The organism is Thermodesulfobacteriota bacterium (genome assembly GCA_025062045.1).
In the GTDB taxonomy this organism is placed as follows: domain Bacteria; phylum Desulfobacterota; class Syntrophorhabdia; order Syntrophorhabdales; family JANXAF01; genus JANXAF01.
This window is the reverse complement of the sequence record JANXAF010000001.1, coordinates 156,611-177,898: the sequence shown is the minus strand read 5'-3', so window position 1 is coordinate 177,898 and position 21,288 is coordinate 156,611. Positions and strand designations below refer to the sequence as shown.

Annotated in this window: 17 protein-coding genes; 6 read left to right on the top strand and 11 right to left on the bottom strand. The window is 42.4% G+C overall.

Annotation, left to right across the window (positions count from 1 at the left end):
* Positions 1-6: 6 nt before the first annotated feature.
* Genes NZ583_00870 through mnmA form a run of 3 tightly spaced genes read right to left on the bottom strand, consistent with a single transcriptional unit; the run spans position 7 to position 4,019 of the window.
* Positions 7-1,350: a sigma-54 dependent transcriptional regulator gene (locus tag NZ583_00870; GenBank protein ID MCS7280171.1), complete on the bottom strand. Its 1,344-nt coding sequence runs from the start codon at positions 1,348-1,350 to the stop codon at positions 7-9.
* Complete coding sequence (locus NZ583_00865; GenBank protein MCS7280170.1) at positions 1,351-2,940, bottom strand: ATP-binding protein; 1,590 nt, start codon at positions 2,938-2,940, stop codon at positions 1,351-1,353.
* The gene (gene mnmA, locus NZ583_00860; GenBank protein MCS7280169.1) at positions 2,937-4,019 is read right to left on the bottom strand and encodes a tRNA 2-thiouridine(34) synthase MnmA; all 1,083 of its coding nucleotides are present in this window, start codon (positions 4,017-4,019) and stop codon (positions 2,937-2,939) included. The genes NZ583_00865 and mnmA overlap by 4 nt, the downstream gene beginning before the upstream one ends.
* Before the next feature lie 103 nt (positions 4,020-4,122).
* Between mnmA and NZ583_00855 the strand changes: the two genes are divergently transcribed.
* Genes NZ583_00855 through NZ583_00840 form a run of 4 tightly spaced genes read left to right on the top strand, consistent with a single transcriptional unit; the run spans position 4,123 to position 8,783 of the window.
* Positions 4,123-4,806: a lipid-binding SYLF domain-containing protein gene (locus tag NZ583_00855; protein ID MCS7280168.1), complete on the top strand. Its 684-nt coding sequence runs from the start codon at positions 4,123-4,125 to the stop codon at positions 4,804-4,806.
* Complete coding sequence (locus NZ583_00850) at positions 4,803-6,041, top strand: UDP-N-acetylglucosamine pyrophosphorylase (protein ID MCS7280167.1); 1,239 nt, start codon at positions 4,803-4,805, stop codon at positions 6,039-6,041. The genes NZ583_00855 and NZ583_00850 overlap by 4 nt, the downstream gene beginning before the upstream one ends.
* Positions 6,042-6,068: 27 nt before the next feature.
* Positions 6,069-7,418 (top strand): phosphoglucosamine mutase, encoded by a 1,350-nt coding sequence (gene glmM / locus NZ583_00845; GenBank protein ID MCS7280166.1) that lies wholly within the window; start codon positions 6,069-6,071, stop codon positions 7,416-7,418.
* A 27-nt stretch (positions 7,419-7,445) separates the two neighbouring features.
* Positions 7,446-8,783, top strand: coding sequence for a uroporphyrinogen decarboxylase (locus NZ583_00840; protein ID MCS7280165.1), 1,338 nt, complete (start codon positions 7,446-7,448; stop codon positions 8,781-8,783).
* Here NZ583_00840 and NZ583_00835 read toward each other — a convergent pair.
* From NZ583_00835 to NZ583_00820, 4 genes are read right to left on the bottom strand one after another with little or no spacing between them, the layout of a single operon-like run.
* Complete coding sequence (locus tag NZ583_00835) at positions 8,778-10,628, bottom strand: ASKHA domain-containing protein (protein MCS7280164.1); 1,851 nt, start codon at positions 10,626-10,628, stop codon at positions 8,778-8,780. The genes NZ583_00840 and NZ583_00835 overlap by 6 nt on opposite strands.
* Positions 10,625-11,488 (bottom strand): hypothetical protein, encoded by an 864-nt coding sequence (locus tag NZ583_00830; GenBank protein MCS7280163.1) that lies wholly within the window; start codon positions 11,486-11,488, stop codon positions 10,625-10,627. Before NZ583_00830 ends, NZ583_00835 begins: the two co-directional genes overlap by 4 nt.
* Positions 11,489-12,337, bottom strand: a complete 849-nt coding sequence (locus NZ583_00825) for a dihydropteroate synthase (protein ID MCS7280162.1) — start codon at positions 12,335-12,337, stop codon at positions 11,489-11,491.
* Position 12,338: 1 nt separating this feature from the next.
* Positions 12,339-12,968, bottom strand: a complete 630-nt coding sequence (locus NZ583_00820; protein ID MCS7280161.1) for a cobalamin-dependent protein — start codon at positions 12,966-12,968, stop codon at positions 12,339-12,341.
* 136 nt (positions 12,969-13,104) lie between these two features.
* On the opposite strand from NZ583_00820, the gene metG reads away from it, so the two are divergent.
* Both metG and NZ583_00810 read left to right on the top strand, forming a co-directional pair.
* On the top strand, positions 13,105-13,434 hold the full coding sequence (gene metG / locus NZ583_00815; GenBank protein ID MCS7280160.1) for a methionine--tRNA ligase subunit beta: 330 nt from the start codon (positions 13,105-13,107) through the stop codon (positions 13,432-13,434).
* Between the two features lie 48 nt (positions 13,435-13,482).
* Positions 13,483-15,045, top strand: a complete 1,563-nt coding sequence (locus NZ583_00810; protein MCS7280159.1) for a Na/Pi cotransporter family protein — start codon at positions 13,483-13,485, stop codon at positions 15,043-15,045.
* On the opposite strand, the gene clpB is transcribed toward NZ583_00810, so the two are convergent.
* The 4 genes from clpB to NZ583_00790 form a co-directional block, all read right to left on the bottom strand.
* Positions 15,042-17,630 (bottom strand): ATP-dependent chaperone ClpB, encoded by a 2,589-nt coding sequence (gene clpB / locus NZ583_00805; GenBank protein ID MCS7280158.1) that lies wholly within the window; start codon positions 17,628-17,630, stop codon positions 15,042-15,044. The genes NZ583_00810 and clpB overlap by 4 nt on opposite strands.
* A 62-nt stretch (positions 17,631-17,692) precedes the next feature.
* Positions 17,693-18,241: a pyridoxamine 5'-phosphate oxidase family protein gene (locus tag NZ583_00800; GenBank protein ID MCS7280157.1), complete on the bottom strand. Its 549-nt coding sequence runs from the start codon at positions 18,239-18,241 to the stop codon at positions 17,693-17,695.
* Positions 18,234-20,282, bottom strand: a complete 2,049-nt coding sequence (locus NZ583_00795) for a molybdopterin-dependent oxidoreductase (protein MCS7280156.1) — start codon at positions 20,280-20,282, stop codon at positions 18,234-18,236. The genes NZ583_00800 and NZ583_00795 overlap by 8 nt, the downstream gene beginning before the upstream one ends.
* The gene (locus NZ583_00790) at positions 20,270-21,280 is read right to left on the bottom strand and encodes an MBL fold metallo-hydrolase (GenBank protein MCS7280155.1); all 1,011 of its coding nucleotides are present in this window, start codon (positions 21,278-21,280) and stop codon (positions 20,270-20,272) included. The genes NZ583_00795 and NZ583_00790 overlap by 13 nt, the downstream gene beginning before the upstream one ends.
* Positions 21,281-21,288: the final 8 nt, after the last annotated feature.

The window sequence follows — 21,288 nt, the reverse complement described above, 5'->3', positions numbered from 1 at the left end:
AAGTAGTTATTTTCTGAGTTTGTACTTCTCGATCTTGTTATAAAGGGTCACCCGATCTATGTTTAAGATCTCGGCGGCCTTTGTGATGTTCCATCCCGTTTTGTTGAGAATCTTCTTTATGTGGGCTTTTTCCACGTCTTCGAGAGTCTCTCCTTCAGGCTTGGGATAGGGAGAAGATATGCTAAAGTAAAGATCATCGACTTCAATTCTACTGCCTTTTACGTTGACCATTGCCCTCTCGATCACATTTCTTAGCTCCCTTACATTTCCGGGCCAATCGTAGTCCATAAGGAGATTCATGGCCTCCTTAGATATCTCTTTTACGTCTTTGTTCATTGAGAGCGAAAACTTCTTTATGAAATGGTATGTAAGGAGAGGAATATCGCTCTTTCTCTCCCTCAGAGGAGGAAGGAATATTGTAAAAACGTTAAGTCTGTAATAGAGGTCCTCCCTGAAGCTACCCTCTCTAACTGCCTGTTCGAGATCACGGTTTGTCGCCGAAATAACCCTAAAATCTGCTTCTATAACCTTGTCGCCGCCAAGCCTTGTGAACTTCTTCGTCTCGAGGACGCGCAAAAGGTCCATCTGCATCTTTAAGCTTATGTTTCCGACTTCATCCAGAAAAAGTGTACCTTTATTTGCCATCTCGAGTTTTCCTTTCCTCTGATAAAGAGCACCGGTAAAAGCACCTTTTTCATGGCCAAAAAGTTCACTCTCCAAGAGTCCCTCCGGGTAAGCCCCGCAGTTTATCGTGACAATCGGGAAGTATCTCCTTTTGCTTTTAGCATGTATTGCTCTTGCTACGAGTTCTTTGCCAGTGCCACTTTCTCCTCTTATCATTACCGTTGAATCCGTCTCCGCAACTGTATTTATAAGCTCCATCACTTTTTTAATCGCTGGGCTTTCTCCTATTATTTCGTCTAGGCTTTGTAATTCCTCGATCTTTCCTCTGAGCATGATATTTTCGGCAATGAGTCTCCTCTGTTCTATGGCCTTTTTTATGAGTCTCGAGAGTTCATCAGGATCGATGGGCTTTGTGATATAGTCGAATGCACCATCTTTCATGGCCTGAATTGCTGTCTCTACTGTCGCGTATGCAGTAATTATTATCGTGATTATGTTTTTGTCTATCTCCTTTATCCTTCTTTGAAGCTCAATCCCGTCCATCTCCGGCATCTTTATGTCGAGGAGGGCAATATCGAAATTGTTCTCTTGAAGTTTTTTTAAAGCTTCATACGCGTCCTCAGCGACTTCTGTCTTGTATCCATCCATTTTGAACCAGCCCGCAAGAGAGTTCCTGATGGAAGGTTCGTCATCAACAATAAGGATGCTTACATCTTTTGGCTTCATCTATCTTAACCCCCCTTTCTCATTGGGCAATCTCTTCGAAAGTCTGGGCAAGACTATAGTGAATGTCGTTCCTTCGTTTACTTTTGACGATACCTCTATTTTGCCGCCGTGATCTTCAATGATACTATACACTACACAAAGGCCAAGTCCCGTGCTCTTTTTTGGGTCTTTAGTGGTGAAAAAAGGTTCAAATATACGGGGTAAAACATTTTCCGGGATACCACATCCGGTATCTGTCACAGTGATCAATATTTCGTCCTTTCCGTTTTTTGTACTTACCTTAATCACTCCACCATTTGGCATAGCCTCTATGGCGTTTATGAATAGATCGACAAAAACCTGTTCTATAGCTCCAGTATCGACAACCACTATATCGTTTTCCGTATCTATCTCCTTTACAAATTTAACCTTTTGGAGTTTTGCGCTGTGCTCCACGAGCTTTATGCTGTTCTCTATTATAGTACTTAGATGTTCTCCTCTTATGGTACCAAAGGTTTTCTTACAGAAAAGGAGCAGATTCTTCACTATCTCCCCGCATCTTTTACTCTCCTCGCTTATAAATTTGAGATTCTCTATCGCCATTTTTATCTTTTCAGGATCATTGCCGTTCTCTTCGAGAAACCTTGCAGTGAGTTTTGCGTAGGATAGTATTCCTGAAAGTGGATTATTTATCTCGTGCGCAACAGAGGCCGATATTTTACCTAAAGAGGCCATCCTCTCAGAAAAGATGAGATGGTTTTGGGCATTCTTCAACTCCTTTGTCATCTCGTTGAAAGAGGCGGCAAGCTCACCAAGCTCATCGTTCGATTTCACATCAACCTTGTAATCCAGATTCAGTTTTGCCACCTCTCTTACGCCTTTTATGAGTTTTTTTATGGGCTTGTGGACAAGAAGAATGATGAAAGCCCCTTTAAGAAGGGCAGTAAAAAGTATAAGGAGGATAGAGTATATGACCATTCTCCTTTTGGTCTGAACTATTTCTTCATCTATCTTTTTTAGTGACAGTTTGACATCAAGTAAACCGAGTTTCTGCTGATCCTTTGAGTGGGCATGGCAAGCCGCATTGTAACATTCCGGACTATTTTCGATGGGATTCACAAGTCCAAGCTGCCTGTATCCCTCGGGAGATACAAGGATCCTTGTGAGATCCTTTGTTGGAATCAAACCCTTTGCCGGTTCCTCCCTGTGGCAGACGTAGCACTGTTCTGCCCTTTTGTCAGCCACATGGTGGATCTCTCCCTTATCCTTCGAAAAAGATATTATTCCTTCCCGGTTGTAAATCCTTATTGCATCGATACCCTCTTCTTTTCCAACGCTCATGATTATATTCTGCAATCCTTCTCTGTCGTTTTTCAGCATGCTGTGATAACAGGCGCTCTTTATTATATTGCTTATCTGAATGGCATTTTTGAGAACGTTTTCGTGTAGATGGTTCGTGTAGGTTCGAACATTATGGTAGAGGACTACTATGAAAGAAAACGCAAGAAGAGCAACGAGGATAAGGAAGAGTTTTGTTCCAACAGAACTTGTAAGGCCCTTTAGGCGGACCAAAGCTTTTGATATTATATCAGTTTTTGTGATGTCCATCATTCATAGCTTAGATACGATTCTATAATACCCCCACCGATTACAACCTCCCCATCGTAAAGGACAACAGATTGACCCGGTGTTATACCCTCTTGGGGTTGGGTAAATCTAACAACAATCATGTCTTCTACAAAATCGAAAGTACATTCGGCAAGCCTTGCTGTTGACCGAACTTTGGCGAAAACTTTTTTCCCTTTTACTTCTTCTGGAGGTAATAGCCAGTTAAGATCTTTTGCTAAAAGAGAAGAGCTAAAAAGATACCTTTTAGGCCCCGCTACGATCTCGTTCCTTTCGGGATCGATTTTTAGCACATAATAGGGCTCTTTTAGACCAGCGAGATTAAGGTACCTCCTTTGACCTACAGTGTAGTGGCATATTCCTTTGTGTCTGCCTATTACGTTACCGTAAACATCGACTATGTTTCCCGGTTCGCCACAGTCCTCAAAGAGAAGTCTATAATCGTCGGCAAAAAAATCCTGGCTTTCCCTTCTTTTTGCAAGTTCTTCCAGTCCAAAATCTAAAGCCTTCATTTTTAGCTCATTTTTCCTAAAATCCCCAAGGGGAAATAGAATCGTTTTTAACTGGTCTTGAGTAAGTCTGTAGAGAAAGTAGGATTGGTCTTTTTGCTCGTCGACACCCCTCTTTAAATGGTATCTTTTCCTTTCCGGATCGAACTCAATCCGTGCGTAGTGTCCCGTAGCAAAGCAATCGAAATCGAGGCCCAAAGAACGGACCTTTTCTATCAAAAACCCGAATTTTATCTTTGAGTTACACACAACACAGGGATTTGGTGTTCTTCCTTTTCTGTACTCTAGGAAAAAGTAATTAAGGACGAACTCTCTGTACTCGTCTCTTAAATCGATTACATAGTGTGGGATGGAGAGTTTTTCGCTTATTTTCTGTGCAAATTCTATGTCTTTTTCTTCATCCGGCCCGTAACACGCGTTTTTCTTTGTAGTGCAACTTATCTTCCCATCCCATATCCTCATGGTTACACCGATAAGCTCGTATCCTTTCTTTGCCAAAAGATAAGCTGCTATGGAAGAATCAAAACCCCCACTTAGTCCGACAGCAATCTTCATCTTTTACAATCCTGAATTTATTTTAACTTTGTCACTTTTCATTTTCAAACGGCCTACTTAGCCTAAGGTTGACACTAATAGGCGATTTTTATATGATTTCGTCATGAAAAGGATCACCCTTTATTTGATTCTTGTTACATCTCTTTTTATCGCAGGAAGAACAAAGGCAGAGCCTTCCTACGATGCTCAAAGGCTTGTTGAGCTTTCTTTACTCTCTTTCGAAAGATTCTTAAAAGAAAGGCAGGAAGAGACCTTTAGAAAGCTAGTTTCAAATTCAAAAGGTGTTTTTATCTGTCCTGAGCTTATGAGGGGCGCTTTCGTCTTTGGAGTCTCAGGAGGAAATGGGGTATTCCTTGTGTGGGACGACAAAGAGAAAAACTACATTGGTCCCGCATTTTACACTCTAGGGGGGCTTAGCTTTGGACTTCAGGCGGGTGGATCTATCTCTGAGGTCCTTTTGCTCTTTATGACGCAGAGAGGTTTGAGCGCAATGCTTGCAACGAATGTTAAAATTGGGCTCGATCTTGGAATTGCGATAGGGCCAAAAGGAGGAGGGGCAAAGGCCGGGTCTGCAAATTTAAGTGCCGATGTTTTGGCGTACTACACCTCGAAAGGGCTTTTCGGAGGCCTCTCTTTAGATGGCGGTGTCATAAAGGTAAGGGGAGATCTAAACAGGGCATATTATGGACGGGAAGTTACCCCCATCGACATTTTGGTTACAAAAGCCGTAAGAAAGGATGATTCGAAACGTTTTACAAACGTGGTGAAAGGGATTAAGGGACAATGAGTTGGAACTTAGAACTCGATAGCTCATTAAAAAGGGTAAAGATACTAATGGAGAAGGGTGTTAAAGTTTTAAATCCACAAAGTGTGTATGTGGGAGAGGAGGTAGACCTAGGCAGGATATCTGGAGATGATGTTACTATCTATCCCAACTGCAGGATACATGGAAAGAAAACTGTTATATCCAAAGGATCACGAATAGGAACAGAAGGACCGGTGACCATCCTTGACGTAAGAGTCGGACCACATGTTGAATTAAAGAGTGGCTTTTTTGAAAACTCTGTTTTTCTGCAAAAATCTGTGGCCGGTTATGGATCTCACGTAAGGGAGGGATGCATATTTGAGGAGGAAGCTTCATGTGCCCACTCGTGCGGTCTAAAACAGACCATTCTTTTTCCTTTTGTTACCCTTGGGAGTCTTATCAATTTCTGTGACTGTTTGATTGCAGGCGGAAGGAGTAGAAAGGAGCATTCGGAGGTTGGAAGTTCATATGTCCATTTTAATTTTACGCCCCATTACGATAAAGCCACACCATCCCTTTTTGGAGATGTACCGAGGGGAGTTATGCTCCGGGAGCCACCCATATTTCTTGGTGGGCAGGGTGGTGCTGTAGGACCGATCAGGCTAGGCTACGGAAACGTCGTTGCCGCGGGGTCCATATTGAGGAAAGATTACCTTGACGAGAATAAGTTGATCATGGCCAAAAAAGGGAAGGATCAGATTTTAGATTTCCGACGCAGCCTTTATCCTGACTTAAAGAGAATTGTGGCGAATAATGTAATTTATCTTTCAAATCTTAAAGCCCTGAAAGAATGGTATAGGCATGTGAGATTCGAATTTCTAAAAAAAGAGGAATTCGGTGAATGGATATACGAAGGGCTTATCGAAACCGTCGACATTTCAGTGAAAGAAAGGCTAAAAAGGTTGAATGAACTTGTCTTTAACCTATCTTTTAGAAAAACGGAAGAGGTGGAGCTAAAAGAAGGAATGAGAAGAATCGATGAGATCTTTTTGGATGAAGATACACAAAAGAATTCTTCTGAACTTAAAGAAAAGTTCAAGGAGAGGATACTAAGTTTTTGCGAATCTGGCCTTGAATACGTTCAATCGATAAAGAGTCTCAATGAGGAGTCGGTCTCTTGGGGAGTGAGATGGCTCACCGGTGTGATAGAAAATTACCTACTTCAAGTAGACAAGGTCCTTCCCTCTTTCGGAATACTGACTAGGTTTAGAACTTAAACCCAATCTCCATGGAGGGTTGTAAGGATGGGTCAACTTTTTGGCACTGACGGAATCCGGGGAGAAGCGAACAGATACCCCATGGATGCGGAGACAGCATTCCTTGTGGGTCAGGCAGTCACCCACCTTTTCAAAAAAGAAGGGCATAAACCGAGAATAATCATAGGCAAGGACACAAGGATCTCGGGATATATGCTAGAAAGCTCACTGGAGGCAGGTATAACATCCATGGGGGGAAATCCTTATCTTGTAGGAGTTTTACCAACACCGGCTGTTGCGTTTTTAACCCAAAGCATGAGGGCTGATGCAGGAATCGTTGTCTCCGCTTCCCATAATCCGTACGAGGACAATGGCATAAAGATCTTTGGAAGGGATGGCTTTAAACTCTCTGACGGACAGGAAGAGATGATCGAGGATCTGGTTTTGCAAAAGAAACTTGCAAGTTTCCTTCCAAAACCGAAAGATATGGGACAAGCATTTAGGTTAGAAGATGCCCACGGAAGGTACATAGTCTTTCTCAAAAACACTTTTCCAAGGGAACTATCTATGGAGAACCTAAAAGTAGTACTCGATACTGCCCATGGAGCGGCGTATAGAGTGGCGCCTGAGGTATTTTTCGAACTTGGAGCCGAAACTTACGTGATAAACAACACACCGAACGGTCTTAATATCAACGATCAGTGTGGTTCTCTGTACCCGGAAGGCCTAAGAAAAAAAGTCTTAGAGACCGGTGCAGATATCGGTTTGGCTTTTGATGGAGATGGGGATCGTTTAATCGCTGTGGATGAGAAAGGGAATATTCTTACGGGAGATCAGGTTCTCATCATATGCGGGAAGACGTTAAAAGACGAAAACCGTCTCAAAAATAACCTTATAGTCGCAACGGTGATGAGTAACTTCGGATTCTGCAAGGCCTGTAATAGATACGGTATCAATTACCACCTTACCCGAGTCGGTGACAGGTACGTTCTCGAAGATATGTTAAGACTGGGCTCGGTTCTCGGAGGAGAGGAGTCTGGTCATACCATCTTTTTGGAACACCACACAACAGGGGATGGGATAATTACCGCCCTACAGCTAATTTCTGTTATGCTTAAGACAAATAAAAGACTTTCAGAACTCTCTAAGCTTATGGAGGTTTATCCTCAGAAAATTATGAACGTGGAGGTAAGGGAAAAGAGAAGCTTAGATACCGTTCCTGAAGTGCTTTGCGCGGTAGAAAAGGTAAAAAAGGAGTTAAAAGACGAAGGCAGGGTTCTTGTGAGGTATTCCGGTACCCAAAACCTCCTAAGGATAATGGTCGAGGGGCCCGATATGGAGAAGGTCGAAGGATACTGCCATGCAATAGCAGAAGTTGCAAAAAAACATTTAAGCTGAAAAACGGATCAAATAGAGAGGTGAACTATGGAGAAAAACTTGTCATCCATGTCTTGGCAAGAAAAGCTCTCAGAAAGATTGAAGAGATGGCAGAGGGCTGATAACGTGAAATTCAAAAACGAAGAGGCGGAAGAGATGTATAGGGCTTCCTGCCAAAGATTTATCGACTGTTTAACGATGGAAAAGATCCCCGATAGAGTGCCTGTGCTTGTCAGAGGAACCTTTCTTGTAGCCTCCCTTTACAGGCTTACCCCTTATGAAGCCATGTACGATTACGAAAAGATCGTGGATGCCCACATAAAATTCCATGAGGAATACAAACCGGACTACGCCCTAACTCCCCTATCTATAGGTTCCGGGAGGGTTCTTGAAGCACTCGATTACAAACAGTACAGATGGCCGGGAAGGGGTGTATCCAAAGAGGTGGGTTACCAGTATGTGGAAGCGGAGTACATGCGGGATGATGAGTACAAGGACCTAATCGATGACCCTACGGATTTCTGGTTAAGAAAGCTGCTTCCGAGAATGTTTGGAGCTTTCGATGGCCTAAAGGACATCCCTCCATTTACAGATTTATGGGAGATAGTGATCGTTTCTCCCCATTTCGTACCCTTTTCCAATCCGCTAGTTGCGGACGGACTAAATAGGCTCATTGAGGCTGGAAAACTGGCTCTCGAGTGGATCCAGAAGATGAGACTTTGTGGGATGGAGATTGTAAGCATGGGGTATCCGCCGATTGTGGGAGGAACAACGAAGGCTCCGTTCGATATACTCGGTGACACTCTAAGGGGTACGAGAAAGATAATGATAGACCTCTACAGGAGACCGGAATTGATCTTAAAGGCCGTAGAGAGGCTCACCCCTCTTGCCATAAACCAGGGTGTTCGGGGTGTCAATCAGAGTGGTGTTCCTTTTGTATTCATTCCCCTCCACAAAGGAGCTGACGGATTTATGTCCGATGAGCAGTTCCGCAAATTCTACTGGCCTTCACTCCTTGAGACGGTTTATGGACTTGTAAAGGAAGGGTGCGTGCCTTACCTCTTCGTAGAAGGTGCGTATAACACGAGACTCGACTATTTAAAGGAACTTCCGGAGAAGTCTTGTTTCTGCCATTTCGACAGAACTGACATGGAAAAGGCCAAAAAAGTGCTCAAAGATCGGGTATGCATAGGAGGCAATATTCCAGCAGGTCTCCTTTTAACTGGGACTCCAGAAGAGATCAAATCTTACTGTAAAGATCTTATCGAGAAGGTAGGCAGGGATGGGGGGTTTGTTCTTACAAGCGGAACTTCCCTTGACGAGGGAAAACCAGAAAATATCAGAGCGATGATCGAGGCCGCAAAGGAATACGGAAGGCTCTCATAAAAAGGTGTCCTTCGCATGGGGTATGTACAAAGCGTCGAAAAATTCTCTCCGAAAATCACTCGAGGCGGAAAGTTCAACGTACTTTACCTTTTTTGCGAACTTTTCCGCCTCATTTCTCATCGACCGGTCAAGGAGGGCAACTAGAGCCCCAAATCCTGCAAGATTTCCTTTAGGAATGATATCGTCCAACCCCACAATAGGGAACATGCCAAGTAAGTACGCGTTCAAAAGATCGATATGGGTTCCAAATGAGCCAGCAACAAAGACTTTTTCAGGTTTTCCACCTCCAAACCTCTCAATAAGGATTTTTGCTCCTGCGTAAAGAGCTGCCTTCGCAAGCTGTACATTCCTTATGTCTTTTTGGGTGATGGTTATGTCTTTCCCGTCTTTGGTTTCGTATCCCCATGCTATTACGAATTCCAAAAACTCGCCTTTTTTCCTTAACCTTTCGCAGGGCCTTTCTTCTATGAATCTACCTGATCTATCGAGAAGCCCTGCTTGGAAAAGTTGGGAGACCGCATCTATGATCCCTGAACCGCATATACCCTCGGGTTTACAGCCACCGATAACACCATATGTGACATTCAGGGTATCTCTTTCTATTTTTACCTTCTCTATCGCTCCTAATCTCGCTCTCATTCCATGCGATATGTTACCGCCTTCGAAGGCTGGGCCTGTTGCGCAGGACGCACAAAGTAGTCTCTCTTCCGTTCCGTAAACAATCTCCCCGTTTGTGCCTATATCTATTATGAGCTTGGGTTTATCTTTAAGATCTGGTAGCACGGCGGTGATAGAGGATATTGTGTCAGACCCCACAAATCCGGCTTTTAGAGGAACAGAATGAACGTAAGCAGTATCTGCAACTTGGAGATCTAGCTCTCTGGCCTTAATATTGAAGGGGAAGCAAATATGGGGTACGAAAGGAGATATGGCTAGCGACTGAGGATTTATTTTGAAAAATACGTGGTGCATAAGCGTATTTCCCACTGCCACAACATCCATGATTTCACTTCTTGATATATTTGCTTCTTTTACGAGCCGATCTATAAGGCCATTTAGGCCTTCTACAAGAACCCGGTTCATCTCAAAAAGCCCCTTCTTTCCCTTCTTCACGATGTAATTTAGTCTCGTTATCAGATCCTCTCCAAATCTTACCTGTGGATTTAGAATTGAACCAGAACTTACTATCTCGCCACATTTTAGATCTACAATATACATACCAAGCTGAGTCGTTCCGATATCTATGGCAAGTCCATAAAGACCTTTCCCGAAAGGTGGTCTTACAGCTATTATCTCTTCTTCCATCCACACGCAGATTTCGACATCCCAGTTGTACTTTCGTATAACAACTGGGGCATCAACTAGACAAATTGGGTCAACCCTCGAGACTCGGACTCCGTAAAGTGAACTTAAAGACTCACATATCCTTTCCATGTCCGATTTCGGGTCGTCGATAGTCGGAGGAGAAAGTTTAAGTCTAAAAGATTTGACCGCCGGAATTAGGTTAGATTTGATATTGAACTTTTCCTTCTTTGTGTAGGGATAGTGATTGACAAATTCATAAGGGACGTACAAAGCCATGTCACTAAATACTTTTGCTTTACATGAGAGTCTTTGGCCGGATCTTAGTTCGTCGTTTCCCAAAAGTCTTCTTTCCTCTTCTGTTACTTCTGAAAGAGAATCCCCATTGAGAACTCTCACTTTACATTTTCCACAAGTTCCTGCGCCTCCGCAGTAGGATTCTATGTATATATTTGCCCTTCGTAGGATATCCAAAAGATTCTCTCCTTTTCGGGCCCTGATCTTTCTACCCCAGGGATAGATTGTGATCGTAATTCTACTCATCTTATGTGATGTTTAATCTTTGGATAAAGGAGAGAGAGTTTCCCGATTGGTATCTCCTTTGAGAGACCTAAAGAAGAACCGAGGATCAATCCACCAGAAGAAAATTCGGCTTCCTCACGTTTTATCTCCTCAATTATCTTTTTTTCGTCCCAACTTAGAAGGTCAATTGTTCCCATGAAAGAGACATTTCCAAAAAACCTATCCTTATGGGCGTATATGTCCATGTGGGCCTGCTGGTCCCAAGTGGAAAGACAATCGATTTTAAGCTCCACCAAGAAAGGAAGGATTTCTTCTACGTATCCATCAGAGTGGAAAAAAACGTAAAGCCCCTCGGATTTGGCACACATGGTTACTTTCTCAAGAAAAGGTTTAATCATGGAATCGAAAATTCTAAAAGAGAATAAAAGACCTGAAGTTCCGGCTATATCATCGACTATTGAAATTCCGTCGAAACCTTTCTCTTTTATTTTTGGTAGATCGCTCAAAACCCTAAAGAGATGTTCTTCAACCAGAAGTAAAAACCTTTTAGGATCCCTACCGAGGATCTTTAAAGTCTCAAGATAACCTTTTTGCGAAACAGAATACGAGAATGGACCAGGTATGTTAAGAACTAAAAAAAATTCTGAAAGGATCTTTAGGTCGGTCGTATCCAAAGAGTCCAATCGGTCATATGAAAAAGGGACGAGATCGAGTCCCAGATTCCATGAAAGTCTTGCAATTCTTTCTCCAAGTCCTAGCTTTTCAGGGACGAAACTATCCAGAAATTCATCGAATATAAAGAGTTCTCCTTTTGGAAGCCGAGGAAGGGGCTCGCAAGAAAAGCTAAGAGCCTTCCTTACAAGCTCCTTTTTCTCCGTCATCTACTTCGTTTTTAAGCCTTTCATGTAGGCAGTGTACCTGCGCGCAAGATGATCCTTCCCAGCGATTAGATCAGCCGCCATTATGTATGGTTTGAGTATTTTTGGATTGGTGATAACGCAGCTTAAACCAAAAAGAACAGCAGCCGAAAGAAATACTATATTGATGAAATTTCTCATGGGAAGCCCAAAAGAGATGTTACTCGCTCCGAGAATCAAATTTAGTCCCCATCTGGACCTTACATCCGCCATTGTTTTTAAAGTATTATGAGCTGCAGTCGTACTCAAAGCTACGGATTCCACTATGGAGTCAACTATTATATCCTCTTTGTCGATCCCATATTTTTGTGCTTCTTCAAGAATAGACCCCACTATTTCTAATCTCCGTTCTGGCTCTTTTGGTATACCCCTTCCATCAGAAGCGATTATGACAACTGCAGTTTTATACTCTTTGACAAGAGGGAAAACGGACTCAATGACGGAAGTTTCACCAGGTACGGAATTTATTATCGGTTTTCCAAGCCCAAGCTCTAAAGTTCTTTTCAAAGCCTCTTTGTTTCTACTTTCTAAACAGAGGGGAACATCGAATCTTTCGACTATCTTTTCCACTACAAAAGGTAATAGTTCTCTTTCGTCTATCCCAAAGGCTCCAACATTTATATTTAGGATGTCCGCACCATCCGATATCTGCTCTTCGGCTATTTTTAAAATGGGGGTTATGTCTTTTTTCTCTAACGCCTCCTTAATTTGCGATTTTCCAAAAGGGTTAATTCTTTCTCCTATTATGGCTGTCGGATTTAGGTCCCCTATTTTAACTTCCTTTCCTTTTGGGCTTAATACTTTTGTTTGCACTTTACCCTCCTATCCATTTTCTACAGAGAGTAACAGCAGCGACAGCATCCTTTCCATATGCATCAGCACCCACGTATTCTTTCACCTTCTCGTCTATCTGTCCGCCACCTATCATTATTTTTACGCTCTCCCTTAATCCATGTTTCTTTATCTCCTCAACCGTTCTTTTCATGGAGTCGAAGGCAAGGGTCAGAAAGCCGCTAAGTCCCACAACTTGGGGTTTTACTTCTTTTATCTTTTCTACGAAGACAGATGGTGGAACATCGACTCCTAAATCGTAAACCTCGTAACCGTTAACATCTAGCATAAAAACGACTATGTCTTTTCCTATGTCATGAATGTCACCTTCCACCGTCCCTATAACTACCTTTCCAAGTTTTTCCTTACCTTTTTCATACTTTATGTGAGGCTTTACGAGCTCTGAAACTGCTCTTAGTATCTCACCTGCCATAATGAGATCCGGAAGAAAGTACTCACCCCTTTCGAACCTCGCTCCAACTATCTCCATCGCAGCTCTTGCCGAATCTAAGATTAAAAAAGGGTCTGTCCCCTTATCTATCTCCGTTTTTACTATCTCTAAAACCTCATCTTCCATAAGGTCTGCCATCTTTCTTACAAGATCCTCATTCATCCGTATCCTCCTTTTTAGGTTTACGGACCTTAAATATAGTGAACGGTCGGTCCGATTGTCAAAAGAAATTTTCTTTAAAAAAACGGGATAAAAGTTGTAATTATACTTTTTCAAAGACCCTTAAGAAGGAGGAGTTATGGACTACGTGAGCTTCGATGAATTCAAAAGACTCGATCTGAGAGTGGGAAAGATAGTTATGTGCGAAGAAATAAAGGGATCGGATAGACTCTATAAGATAACGGTAGATATTGGAGAGGAAAGAGTGATTGTGGCTGGTATAAAGCCATACTATAAGAAAGAGGAGCTAATTGGAAAGACGATTGTTGTACTCAAAAACTTAGAGCCTAAAAGGCTTCGGGGTGTCCTTTCGGAAGGGATGCTCCTTGCGGCTTTAGATGAAGAAAAGAGTATTGTCTCTATTTTGACGGTTGATAGAGAGGTACCCCCTGGAACTAAAGTCTCATAGTTAGTTTGAAACATTATGCTTTACACTTTTGGTCTATTTTTTGGAGGAGTGGCACTCTTCCTTTTTGGTCTTTCGATGCTAAGTAGGCTACTCCAGCTTGCGATCGGGAGTAGGATAAAGGAGTACATAAGATTTTCCGTACAAAAAAAGTTAAACGGGCTTATTTTTGGTCTTTGCGTTACAATTCTCTTTCAAAGTAGCGGGGCTGCGACGTTTGTCGCACTAAGCCTGGTTAACGCGGGTCTTTTAAGTGTGAAAGGAGCTTTACCCATGATTTTAGGCGCGGACATCGGTAGCACAATCACAGCCCAGCTTGTCGTCTGGAGAATACCCAAGTTATCCCCCTTAATCCTTCTTACTGGTTTTGTACTTTTCGTTTTTGAGAATGAAAGATTGAGAAGAATAGGGGAAGGACTCTTTTATTTTGGACTTCTCCTTTTCGGAATTCTTACGGTTTCGATGGGTTCTGAGCTTTTGAGGGAAAGCCCAATATTTTCGAATACTGTTATCAGTGAAAGACACAGATTTACGGCATTCTTCGTTAGCTTTTTATTTGCCTTTTTTGCCCAGTCCTCGGCTGTTCCTATAACTATGGTCATAATTATGGCTCAGAAGGAAATGATAGTTCTAGAATCTGCAATCTTTTGCGTGCTTGGGGCTAATTTGGGAGTGGTGGGGACGCCATTAATTGGAAGTCTCTCTGGAGGTCCGGAAGGTAAAAAAGTGGCTTTGGGCCAGTTTTTGTTTAAGGGAACCGGTATTCTTTTGGTTTCTATTTTTAGTTCTCATTTTTACGATCTTTTGAGGTCTATTCCCTTTGAACTTCCACAGAAGATAGCTCTAAGCCATATTCTTTTCAATCTCTTAGTTGCAATAGTCTTTTACCCCTTTATCGACTCACTCGTACATGGCCTTGAAAAGTTGATTCCGAAAAGAGGGAGGGTTCTCTCCATCTTTCCCGAGTATCTTGAAAAGAGTTGTCTTGGAAGCCCAGATGAGGCACTTCTTTGCGTGAAAAAAGAGTTATTAAGAATGACGGAGCTTGCAGAAAGCATGGTAGAAGACGGTCTCAAGCTTCTATATGGGTTCAAAAAGTCTTTGGAGCGTGGGATAAATTACGTGGAACTCATCGTGGACAATCTGCAAACAGAGATATTGAAATACCTTTGGCAGATTTCATGTTTTGAGATGACAGAATATCAATCGAGGAGACTCTTCGTTTATACTTCTATAGTCCATGATATCGAGAGGATAGCCGATCATGCCCAAAACATCTCGGAGATTGCAAAGATTAAAAGAGATAAAAAAACCTATTTTTCGGATGCGGCCCAGAAAGAACTTGAATCGATCTCAAAAAAGGTACTAATGGGGCTAAAAAGTGCGCGAAATCTTCTCCAAGATCCCAAAATCGAAGATATAGAGGAATTAACGAAAAAGACAGAAGTAGTACAAAAAGAGATAAAAGAGGCTTTTTCAAACCATCTCGAAAGATTCTACTGTAAAATCTGCCTACGGGAGGCAGGACCTCTCTACGTGGACATCTTAATAAACCTGGAAGGAGTCATAAGACACATAAAATCTATGTGCGAAGGACTCCGCACACTAAGTTAAGATACTTGCCTAAACACAATTTCTTGTGAAGGTGTGACATCTACGAGAACCTTATCACCTTCCTTTATTTCCCCTTTTAACATTTGGAGAGCAAGTTCGTTCTCTATCCTCTTTTGGATCAACCTCTTAAGTGGTCTTGCTCCATATGCGGGATCGTAACCGTGTGTGGCAAGCATATTCTCTAGGTTTTCAGAAAATATAAGTTCTATCCCTCTCTCTTTGGCCCTTCTATTTAAAGCCTTAAGCTGCAATTTCACTATAGCCTTTATGTCGTCTTTTGTAAGACTCCTAAAGATTATTATCTCGTCGATCCTATTTAAAAACTCGGGTTTAAACTGGATCTTTAAGGCCTCATTGACCCTCCTTTTCATCTCTTCGTAATTTTTCGGGCCGATCTCGCTTATCCACTGGCTTCCGATATTGGAAGTCATAATTATAACCGTGTTTTTAAAGTCAACGGTCCTACCCTTTCCGTCGGTGAGTCTTCCTTCATCGAGAACCTGAAGAAGCACGTTGAAGACGTCAGGATGGGCTTTCTCAACTTCATCAAGGAGGACTATGGAGTAAGGTCTCCTCCTTATGGCTTCTGTTAAGTAGCCTCCCTCTTCATATCCCACATAGCCTGGGGGAGCTCCAATCAATCTCGCAACGGAGTGTTTCTCCATGTATTCACTCATGTCGATTCTCACGATTGCCTGCTCATTGTCGAATAGAAATTCCGCAAGAGCTTTTGCAAGCTCAGTTTTCCCAACCCCCGTTGGACCGAGAAAGAGAAAGGAACCTAAAGGTCTATTGGGATCCTGTAATCCGGCCCTTGCTCTCCGGATGGTATCTGAGACAGCCCGAATTGCCTCATCCTGACCGACTATTCTCTCATGGAGTCTCTCCTCCATTTTCACAAGTTTTTCTATTTCTCCTTCCAACATCTTGCTTACAGGAATTCCGGTCCATTTGGATACAACTTTCGCTATATCCTCCTCATCGACTTCTTCTTTGAGCATCTTTCTTTTTTTCTGCAAATTTTGGAGCTCTTCGTTCTTTTCCTTAAGTTCTTTCTCCAGACCCACAATAATCCCGTATCTTATCTCCGCAACCTTCTCAAAATCACCTTTTCTCTCGAACTCTTCTGCCTTAATTCGCGCGTTCTCTATCTTTTCCTTTATTAGCCTGATGTCGGTTATTAAAGCCTTTTCTTTTTCCCAGTGCCTCCTTTTTTCTTCCACATCCCTTTTTAAATCAAAGAGTTCTTTTTCCAGTTTCTCCCTTCTTTCTATAGATGCTTCATCCTTTTCTTTCTTTAAAGCCTCTATCTCTATCTGAATTTGCATGATCTTCCTTTCAATCTCGTCTATCTCTGTTGGAACGCTATCAATTTCCATTCTCAATTTCGATGCCGCCTCATCTATTAAGTCTATGGCTTTATCGGGCAAGAACCTGTCGGTGATGTATCTGTGGGATAAGGTTGCGGCCGCAATTATAGCCGAGTCCTTAATTCTTACGCCGTGATGAATTTCATAACGTTCCTTTAATCCTCTAAGTATCGCTATAGTCTCCTCCACATTAGGCTCCCGTACGTATACAGGTTGGAATCTCCTCTCTAGTGCAGCGTCTTTCTCAATGTACTTTCTATACTCATCGAGTGTTGTGGCTCCAATACAGCGGAGTTCTCCTCTCGCGAGAGCCGGTTTTAGCATATTTGAAGCGTCTATGGCTCCTTGAGCACCTCCCGCACCGACGATTGTATGTAGCTCATCTATAAAGAGGATTATGGAACCTTCTGCATCCTCTATCTCTTTGAGAACCGCCTTAAGTCTATCCTCAAACTCCCCCCTGTACTTGGCACCCGCAAGTAGTGCACCCATATCCAAAGCTAAAACCTTCTTGTTTCTTAGCGTTTCAGGTACATCCCCCTTCACTATTCTTTGTGCCAGACCCTCAACTATGGCAGTCTTTCCAACTCCGGGTTCTCCAATTAGCACGGGATTGTTCTTCGTTCTTCTGGATAGGACCTGCATGACCCTCCTTATCTCTTCGTCTCTGCCGATTACAGGATCGAGTTTTCCTTTCCTTGCCTCTTCCGTTAAGTCTCTACAGTACCTTTCTAAAGCTCTGTACTTATCTTCTGGAGATTGGTCGACGACCCTTTGGCTCCCCCTTATCTCTTTGAGGACCGAGTATATAGATTCTTTAGTTACGCCTAAGCTTTTGAGTATCCTATGGGATGGGCTTTCTTTTGACTCGGTAATCCCGATTAAGAGGTGTTCTGTGCTCACATACTCGTCTTTTAGCCTTTCCGCCTCATCGAAGGCATAACTTAAGGCGTGTTTTAGACTTGGGGATATATAGATCTGCACCGGTCCTTCAACGGAAGGTATCTTTGCGAGCTCCCTCTCTAACTCATTAAGTATCACATTGAGATTCGCTCCGAGCCTCTCTAGGAGCGGCTTTACTATCCCATCTTTCTGTGTGATCAAGGAGTAGAGAAGGTGCTCGTTTTCGATCATCTGATGGTTTAAAGACTCCGCCTTTCTCTGGGCGGAACTTATGGCCTCTTGTGCTTTGATCGTCAGTTTATCCCAGTTCATTTTTATCCTCCGAAAAAATTTCGGTACTTCTAATATAATCACTTAAAAGTCGGTTTCAACGTTCACTCAAGTGGAATCTCGATCCTTTTTTCAAAGCTTCTTTTGTTGTCTACGAGAAACAGCCTTTTTGGGGTCACTTTAAAGAACCTGTTCTCTTTTGAAGGCGTAAAAGTTGGGAGGATCTTGAGGCGCATAAGAAGTTTTTCCAAGGGTGTGTATTCTTCATACAGAAAGAGCTTTTTAAGGTAGGGGGAAGTGAAAGGATACTTTTTGATGTAGATTTCCAGTGCTTCTTTTATCTCATTTTCCAGTTCAAGCATTTCTGCAAGACCTTCCATCTGAATACCCTTTATCCTTTTCCAGTCCGAAAATCCCTTTAATTTGTAATCCTCGCTTATTGCAACCGAAACTATAGGATTTGCCGCTATGTTTTTGCAATGGATTGCAACTTGAGGGTTTGAAATGAAATAGAGTCTGAAACCAGAGCTTGCGTAAAATACATCGGCGGCCCAAGGAACGTTGTCTTTACATGTGGCAATAGTCATTGTATTATGGCTCTCAATGTACTTTAGGGCTATCCTTTTTAACTCCAATATCTCTTTTTCATTCATCTTTGTGTCTTACGTTGCAAGGTATACCCCTAAGCATTGGGGATCCAGTAATCCTCCAAGTATTTTCGATGGATGTGAGAACGTTTATGTTCAATTCAAGGTATGAGTCTTCATCCTCAGGGAGCCACCAGCCGTGTTCGACAACAACAAGAGTCTCATGAATTCTATCCATTAACTTTGCTAATCCCTTAATCTGGCCGGTTTTTGTGCTCACAAAGACCCATTGGTTCTCCTTTATTCCTAGTTTTTTTGCGGTTTTACTGTTCAAAAAGACGTTTGGATAGGGGTTTCTCTTTCTTATTGATTCGATCTGTCTAAAGTTTGTGTGCCTGAAATCTCTAGGTTTATAGCTCGTAAGAACATAGGGAAAATGGTCATCTTGTTCAAAAACAGAGTCGTCAAAATCAAAGAGGGGATCGTAGCCATATGACTTTAGACTTTCCGAATAGATCTCTACTTTTCTAGATTCGGTATTGAATCCGTCTTTTTCGAAAAACATGTACTCTTTTTCGCCAGTAATTAGGTTTTTCTTTTTTAATTCTTCGAAGGTAAGTCCGTCATCCTTTAAAATTTCATCAAATAGCGCATATTCGTCTTCAAAGAAGTATTCTTGAAGACCGAGCCTCTTTCCCAGCTCATTTATTATCCAGAGATCTGATTTTGCTTCACCGAATTCCACAACTTTCCTTTGGGCATGCACGAGAAAAGGAAAGTCCGGAGAAAGACATATCGAATCATACTCAAGACAAGTAGCCGCAGGAAGTATTACATTTGCCAAAGCTGAAGTCGGTGTTAGGAACTGGTCAGAGACGAACAAAAACTTAAGTCTTTTTAGGGCCTCCAAAGTTTTTTTTGTATCTGGCCAAGTAAGGACAACATTTCCCCTCATTACGAAGGCGGCTTTGGGACTGTTATCACTCCCCTCGATTAAAGATTTTACGACTGCCTGGGGAAGAGCGTAATGTACGAATGGAGCAAGTAGTTCATATCCTATGCCTTTGGCATCTTTTGGCAAAAGGTTTCTTAGGGTGAAGGAAGGACCGTACTTTTTTACTACATTCGGGTTTTTATATCTTATCTTTCCTCCCGGAACCCCAATATTTCCAGAGATCGCTTCAAGAACGTATATGGCCCTTAGGGTCAAAAAAGGATTTACTCCTTGATCGAGGGCATTTCCCTCAACGATCGATGCTGGTCGATTTTGGATGTAAATTTCTAGAAATGCTCTGATTTCGTGTGGTTTTACGTACGTGTACCTCTCTGTCTTCTCAGGTGGGAACTTCATCACGAAGTCTTTCAATTTGTCGAATCCGTAAGTCCATCTCTCGACAAACGTTCTGTCGTAAAGATTTTCATTTATAACAACGTAAAGCATACTTAAGCACAAAAGAAGATCAGAACCTGGTCTCAGTTTAAGCCAGAGATCCGCAATCTTTACTAAGTGCGTCTCGAAAGGATCTATTATTATTATTTTTGAACCCCTTCTTTTTGCAGATAATACTTTTTGGTGAATGTATGGATAAGTTGCGTAGGGGTTGATACCCCAAAGAACTATTGTCTTTGGCGGATGATCGTAATCAGGCAATAAAAACGAACCGAATGTGGCATATGACGCGTAAACCCTAGGCATAAAGCAGAGAAAACCCATAGATGTTACATTAGGTGAACCGAAAGCATAAGCAAGTCTCGTAAGCAATATGTCAGCTAAGCCTGAAGCTGCCCCCCTTATAAAAAGGACAGACTCTGGACCGTAATCCGATCTTACCCTTTTAAGTTCCGAAACTATGATATCAAAGGCCTCATCCCAAGAGATCCTCTCCCAGAAGATGGAACCTGCCTTGTCCACTCTCTTTAAAGGGTGGAGGATCCTTTCTTTGCAAGCTGCGTACTCGAGAAGCGCTTTTCCCTTCCTGCATAAAAAACCGCGACTTATTGGCGAGTTTTTGTCACCTTTGAGCCTTAAGATTTTTCCCCCATCAACTTCTATCTCTAATCCACAAAGGGATGGACAGAGATTGCAGACACTTCTTACCTTAGGCACCGCCTTTTTACCTCCAAATTAAGTGACATTTGAATCGTTCCTTTTGGATGAAAGAAATACTTTATCCTACCTTTGTTCTTTAAGTAATTTGTATGAGCGAGGGCTTCTCCCATGGCAAAAATCTTGTGTTTTATTGGAAGCTCGTAAAAATCGCCTGTAGGTGAATCCCAATCCATCTTGGATGCCAGTTCATAGATAGTTTTAGTTCCGCGCTCGATAAGGGATATAATCTCAGCAAGCCTTCTTCTGTGGTGGGCAAAGAGTTCCGCAATCCTTTCCCTTGCGTTATGGAAGGGATCACCGTGGGAAGGAAGAACCCTGCTTATGGGGAGTTTGGATACAGAGTGAAGACTCTTAAAGTACTCTTTCAAGGGGTCATCTTCTGGCTTTCTCGCTTGGAGTGTCGGAGATATTTCCCTTAGAATGTGATCGCCAGAGAGGTAATAGCCGGTTTTTACCTCAAAGAGGGTAAGATGGCCAGGTGTGTGGCCCGGTGTAAAAAAAACTAAAAATTCGTAATTTCCTATAACGATCCTTTGACCGTGGAATGCGAATTCGACGCACCTATTTTCCTCTACCTCGTATATTTCGTCCACATCCTCAAAGAAAGAGATTTTTTGTTCGTCCTGTGGAAATCCAGAGAGGGAAAGGAAAGAATAGACCTCTTCTTTGAGGGTTTGTGATCTGATTCTTTTTGCTTTCTCCCAGTCCTTTCTACTTAATAGGAACCTTGCCCCAAAATTTTGCATTTTCCTTACAAAACCGAAGTGGTCTATGTGAAAATGGGTAACCGCAACAAGAGATCTCTCAAGGCTCACCCCAATCGAATCTAGTGAGGATAGTAGCTCAAGGAACATCTTCTCATCACCCATTCCTGTGTCGACAATAAGCGAAATATCCTTTCCCTTTATGACGTAAATATTGGCCGATCTGAGAGAGTCAATATGTAGAGGAATAACCAGCCGATAGAATTCCTTTTGGATCTCTTCGAAGAACATTTTCGTGA

Coding starts and splice junctions, on each gene's coding strand:
- mnmA (MCS7280169.1), bottom strand. CDS start 4,019: ATGAAGATTGCTGTCGGACTAAGTGGGGGTTTTGATTCTTCCATAGCA.
- metG (MCS7280160.1), top strand. CDS start 13,105: ATGGACTACGTGAGCTTCGATGAATTCAAAAGACTCGATCTGAGAGTG.
- NZ583_00850 (MCS7280167.1), top strand. CDS start 4,803: ATGAGTTGGAACTTAGAACTCGATAGCTCATTAAAAAGGGTAAAGATA.
- glmM (MCS7280166.1), top strand. CDS start 6,069: ATGGGTCAACTTTTTGGCACTGACGGAATCCGGGGAGAAGCGAACAGA.
- NZ583_00865 (MCS7280170.1), bottom strand. CDS start 2,940: ATGATGGACATCACAAAAACTGATATAATATCAAAAGCTTTGGTCCGC.
- NZ583_00800 (MCS7280157.1), bottom strand. CDS start 18,241: ATGAATGAAAAAGAGATATTGGAGTTAAAAAGGATAGCCCTAAAGTAC.
- NZ583_00870 (MCS7280171.1), bottom strand. CDS start 1,350: ATGAAGCCAAAAGATGTAAGCATCCTTATTGTTGATGACGAACCTTCC.
- NZ583_00830 (MCS7280163.1), bottom strand. CDS start 11,488: ATGACGGAGAAAAAGGAGCTTGTAAGGAAGGCTCTTAGCTTTTCTTGC.
- NZ583_00835 (MCS7280164.1), bottom strand. CDS start 10,628: ATGAGTAGAATTACGATCACAATCTATCCCTGGGGTAGAAAGATCAGG.
- clpB (MCS7280158.1), bottom strand. CDS start 17,630: ATGAACTGGGATAAACTGACGATCAAAGCACAAGAGGCCATAAGTTCC.
- NZ583_00855 (MCS7280168.1), top strand. CDS start 4,123: ATGAAAAGGATCACCCTTTATTTGATTCTTGTTACATCTCTTTTTATC.
- NZ583_00820 (MCS7280161.1), bottom strand. CDS start 12,968: ATGAATGAGGATCTTGTAAGAAAGATGGCAGACCTTATGGAAGATGAG.
- NZ583_00790 (MCS7280155.1), bottom strand. CDS start 21,280: ATGTTCTTCGAAGAGATCCAAAAGGAATTCTATCGGCTGGTTATTCCT.
- NZ583_00840 (MCS7280165.1), top strand. CDS start 7,446: ATGGAGAAAAACTTGTCATCCATGTCTTGGCAAGAAAAGCTCTCAGAA.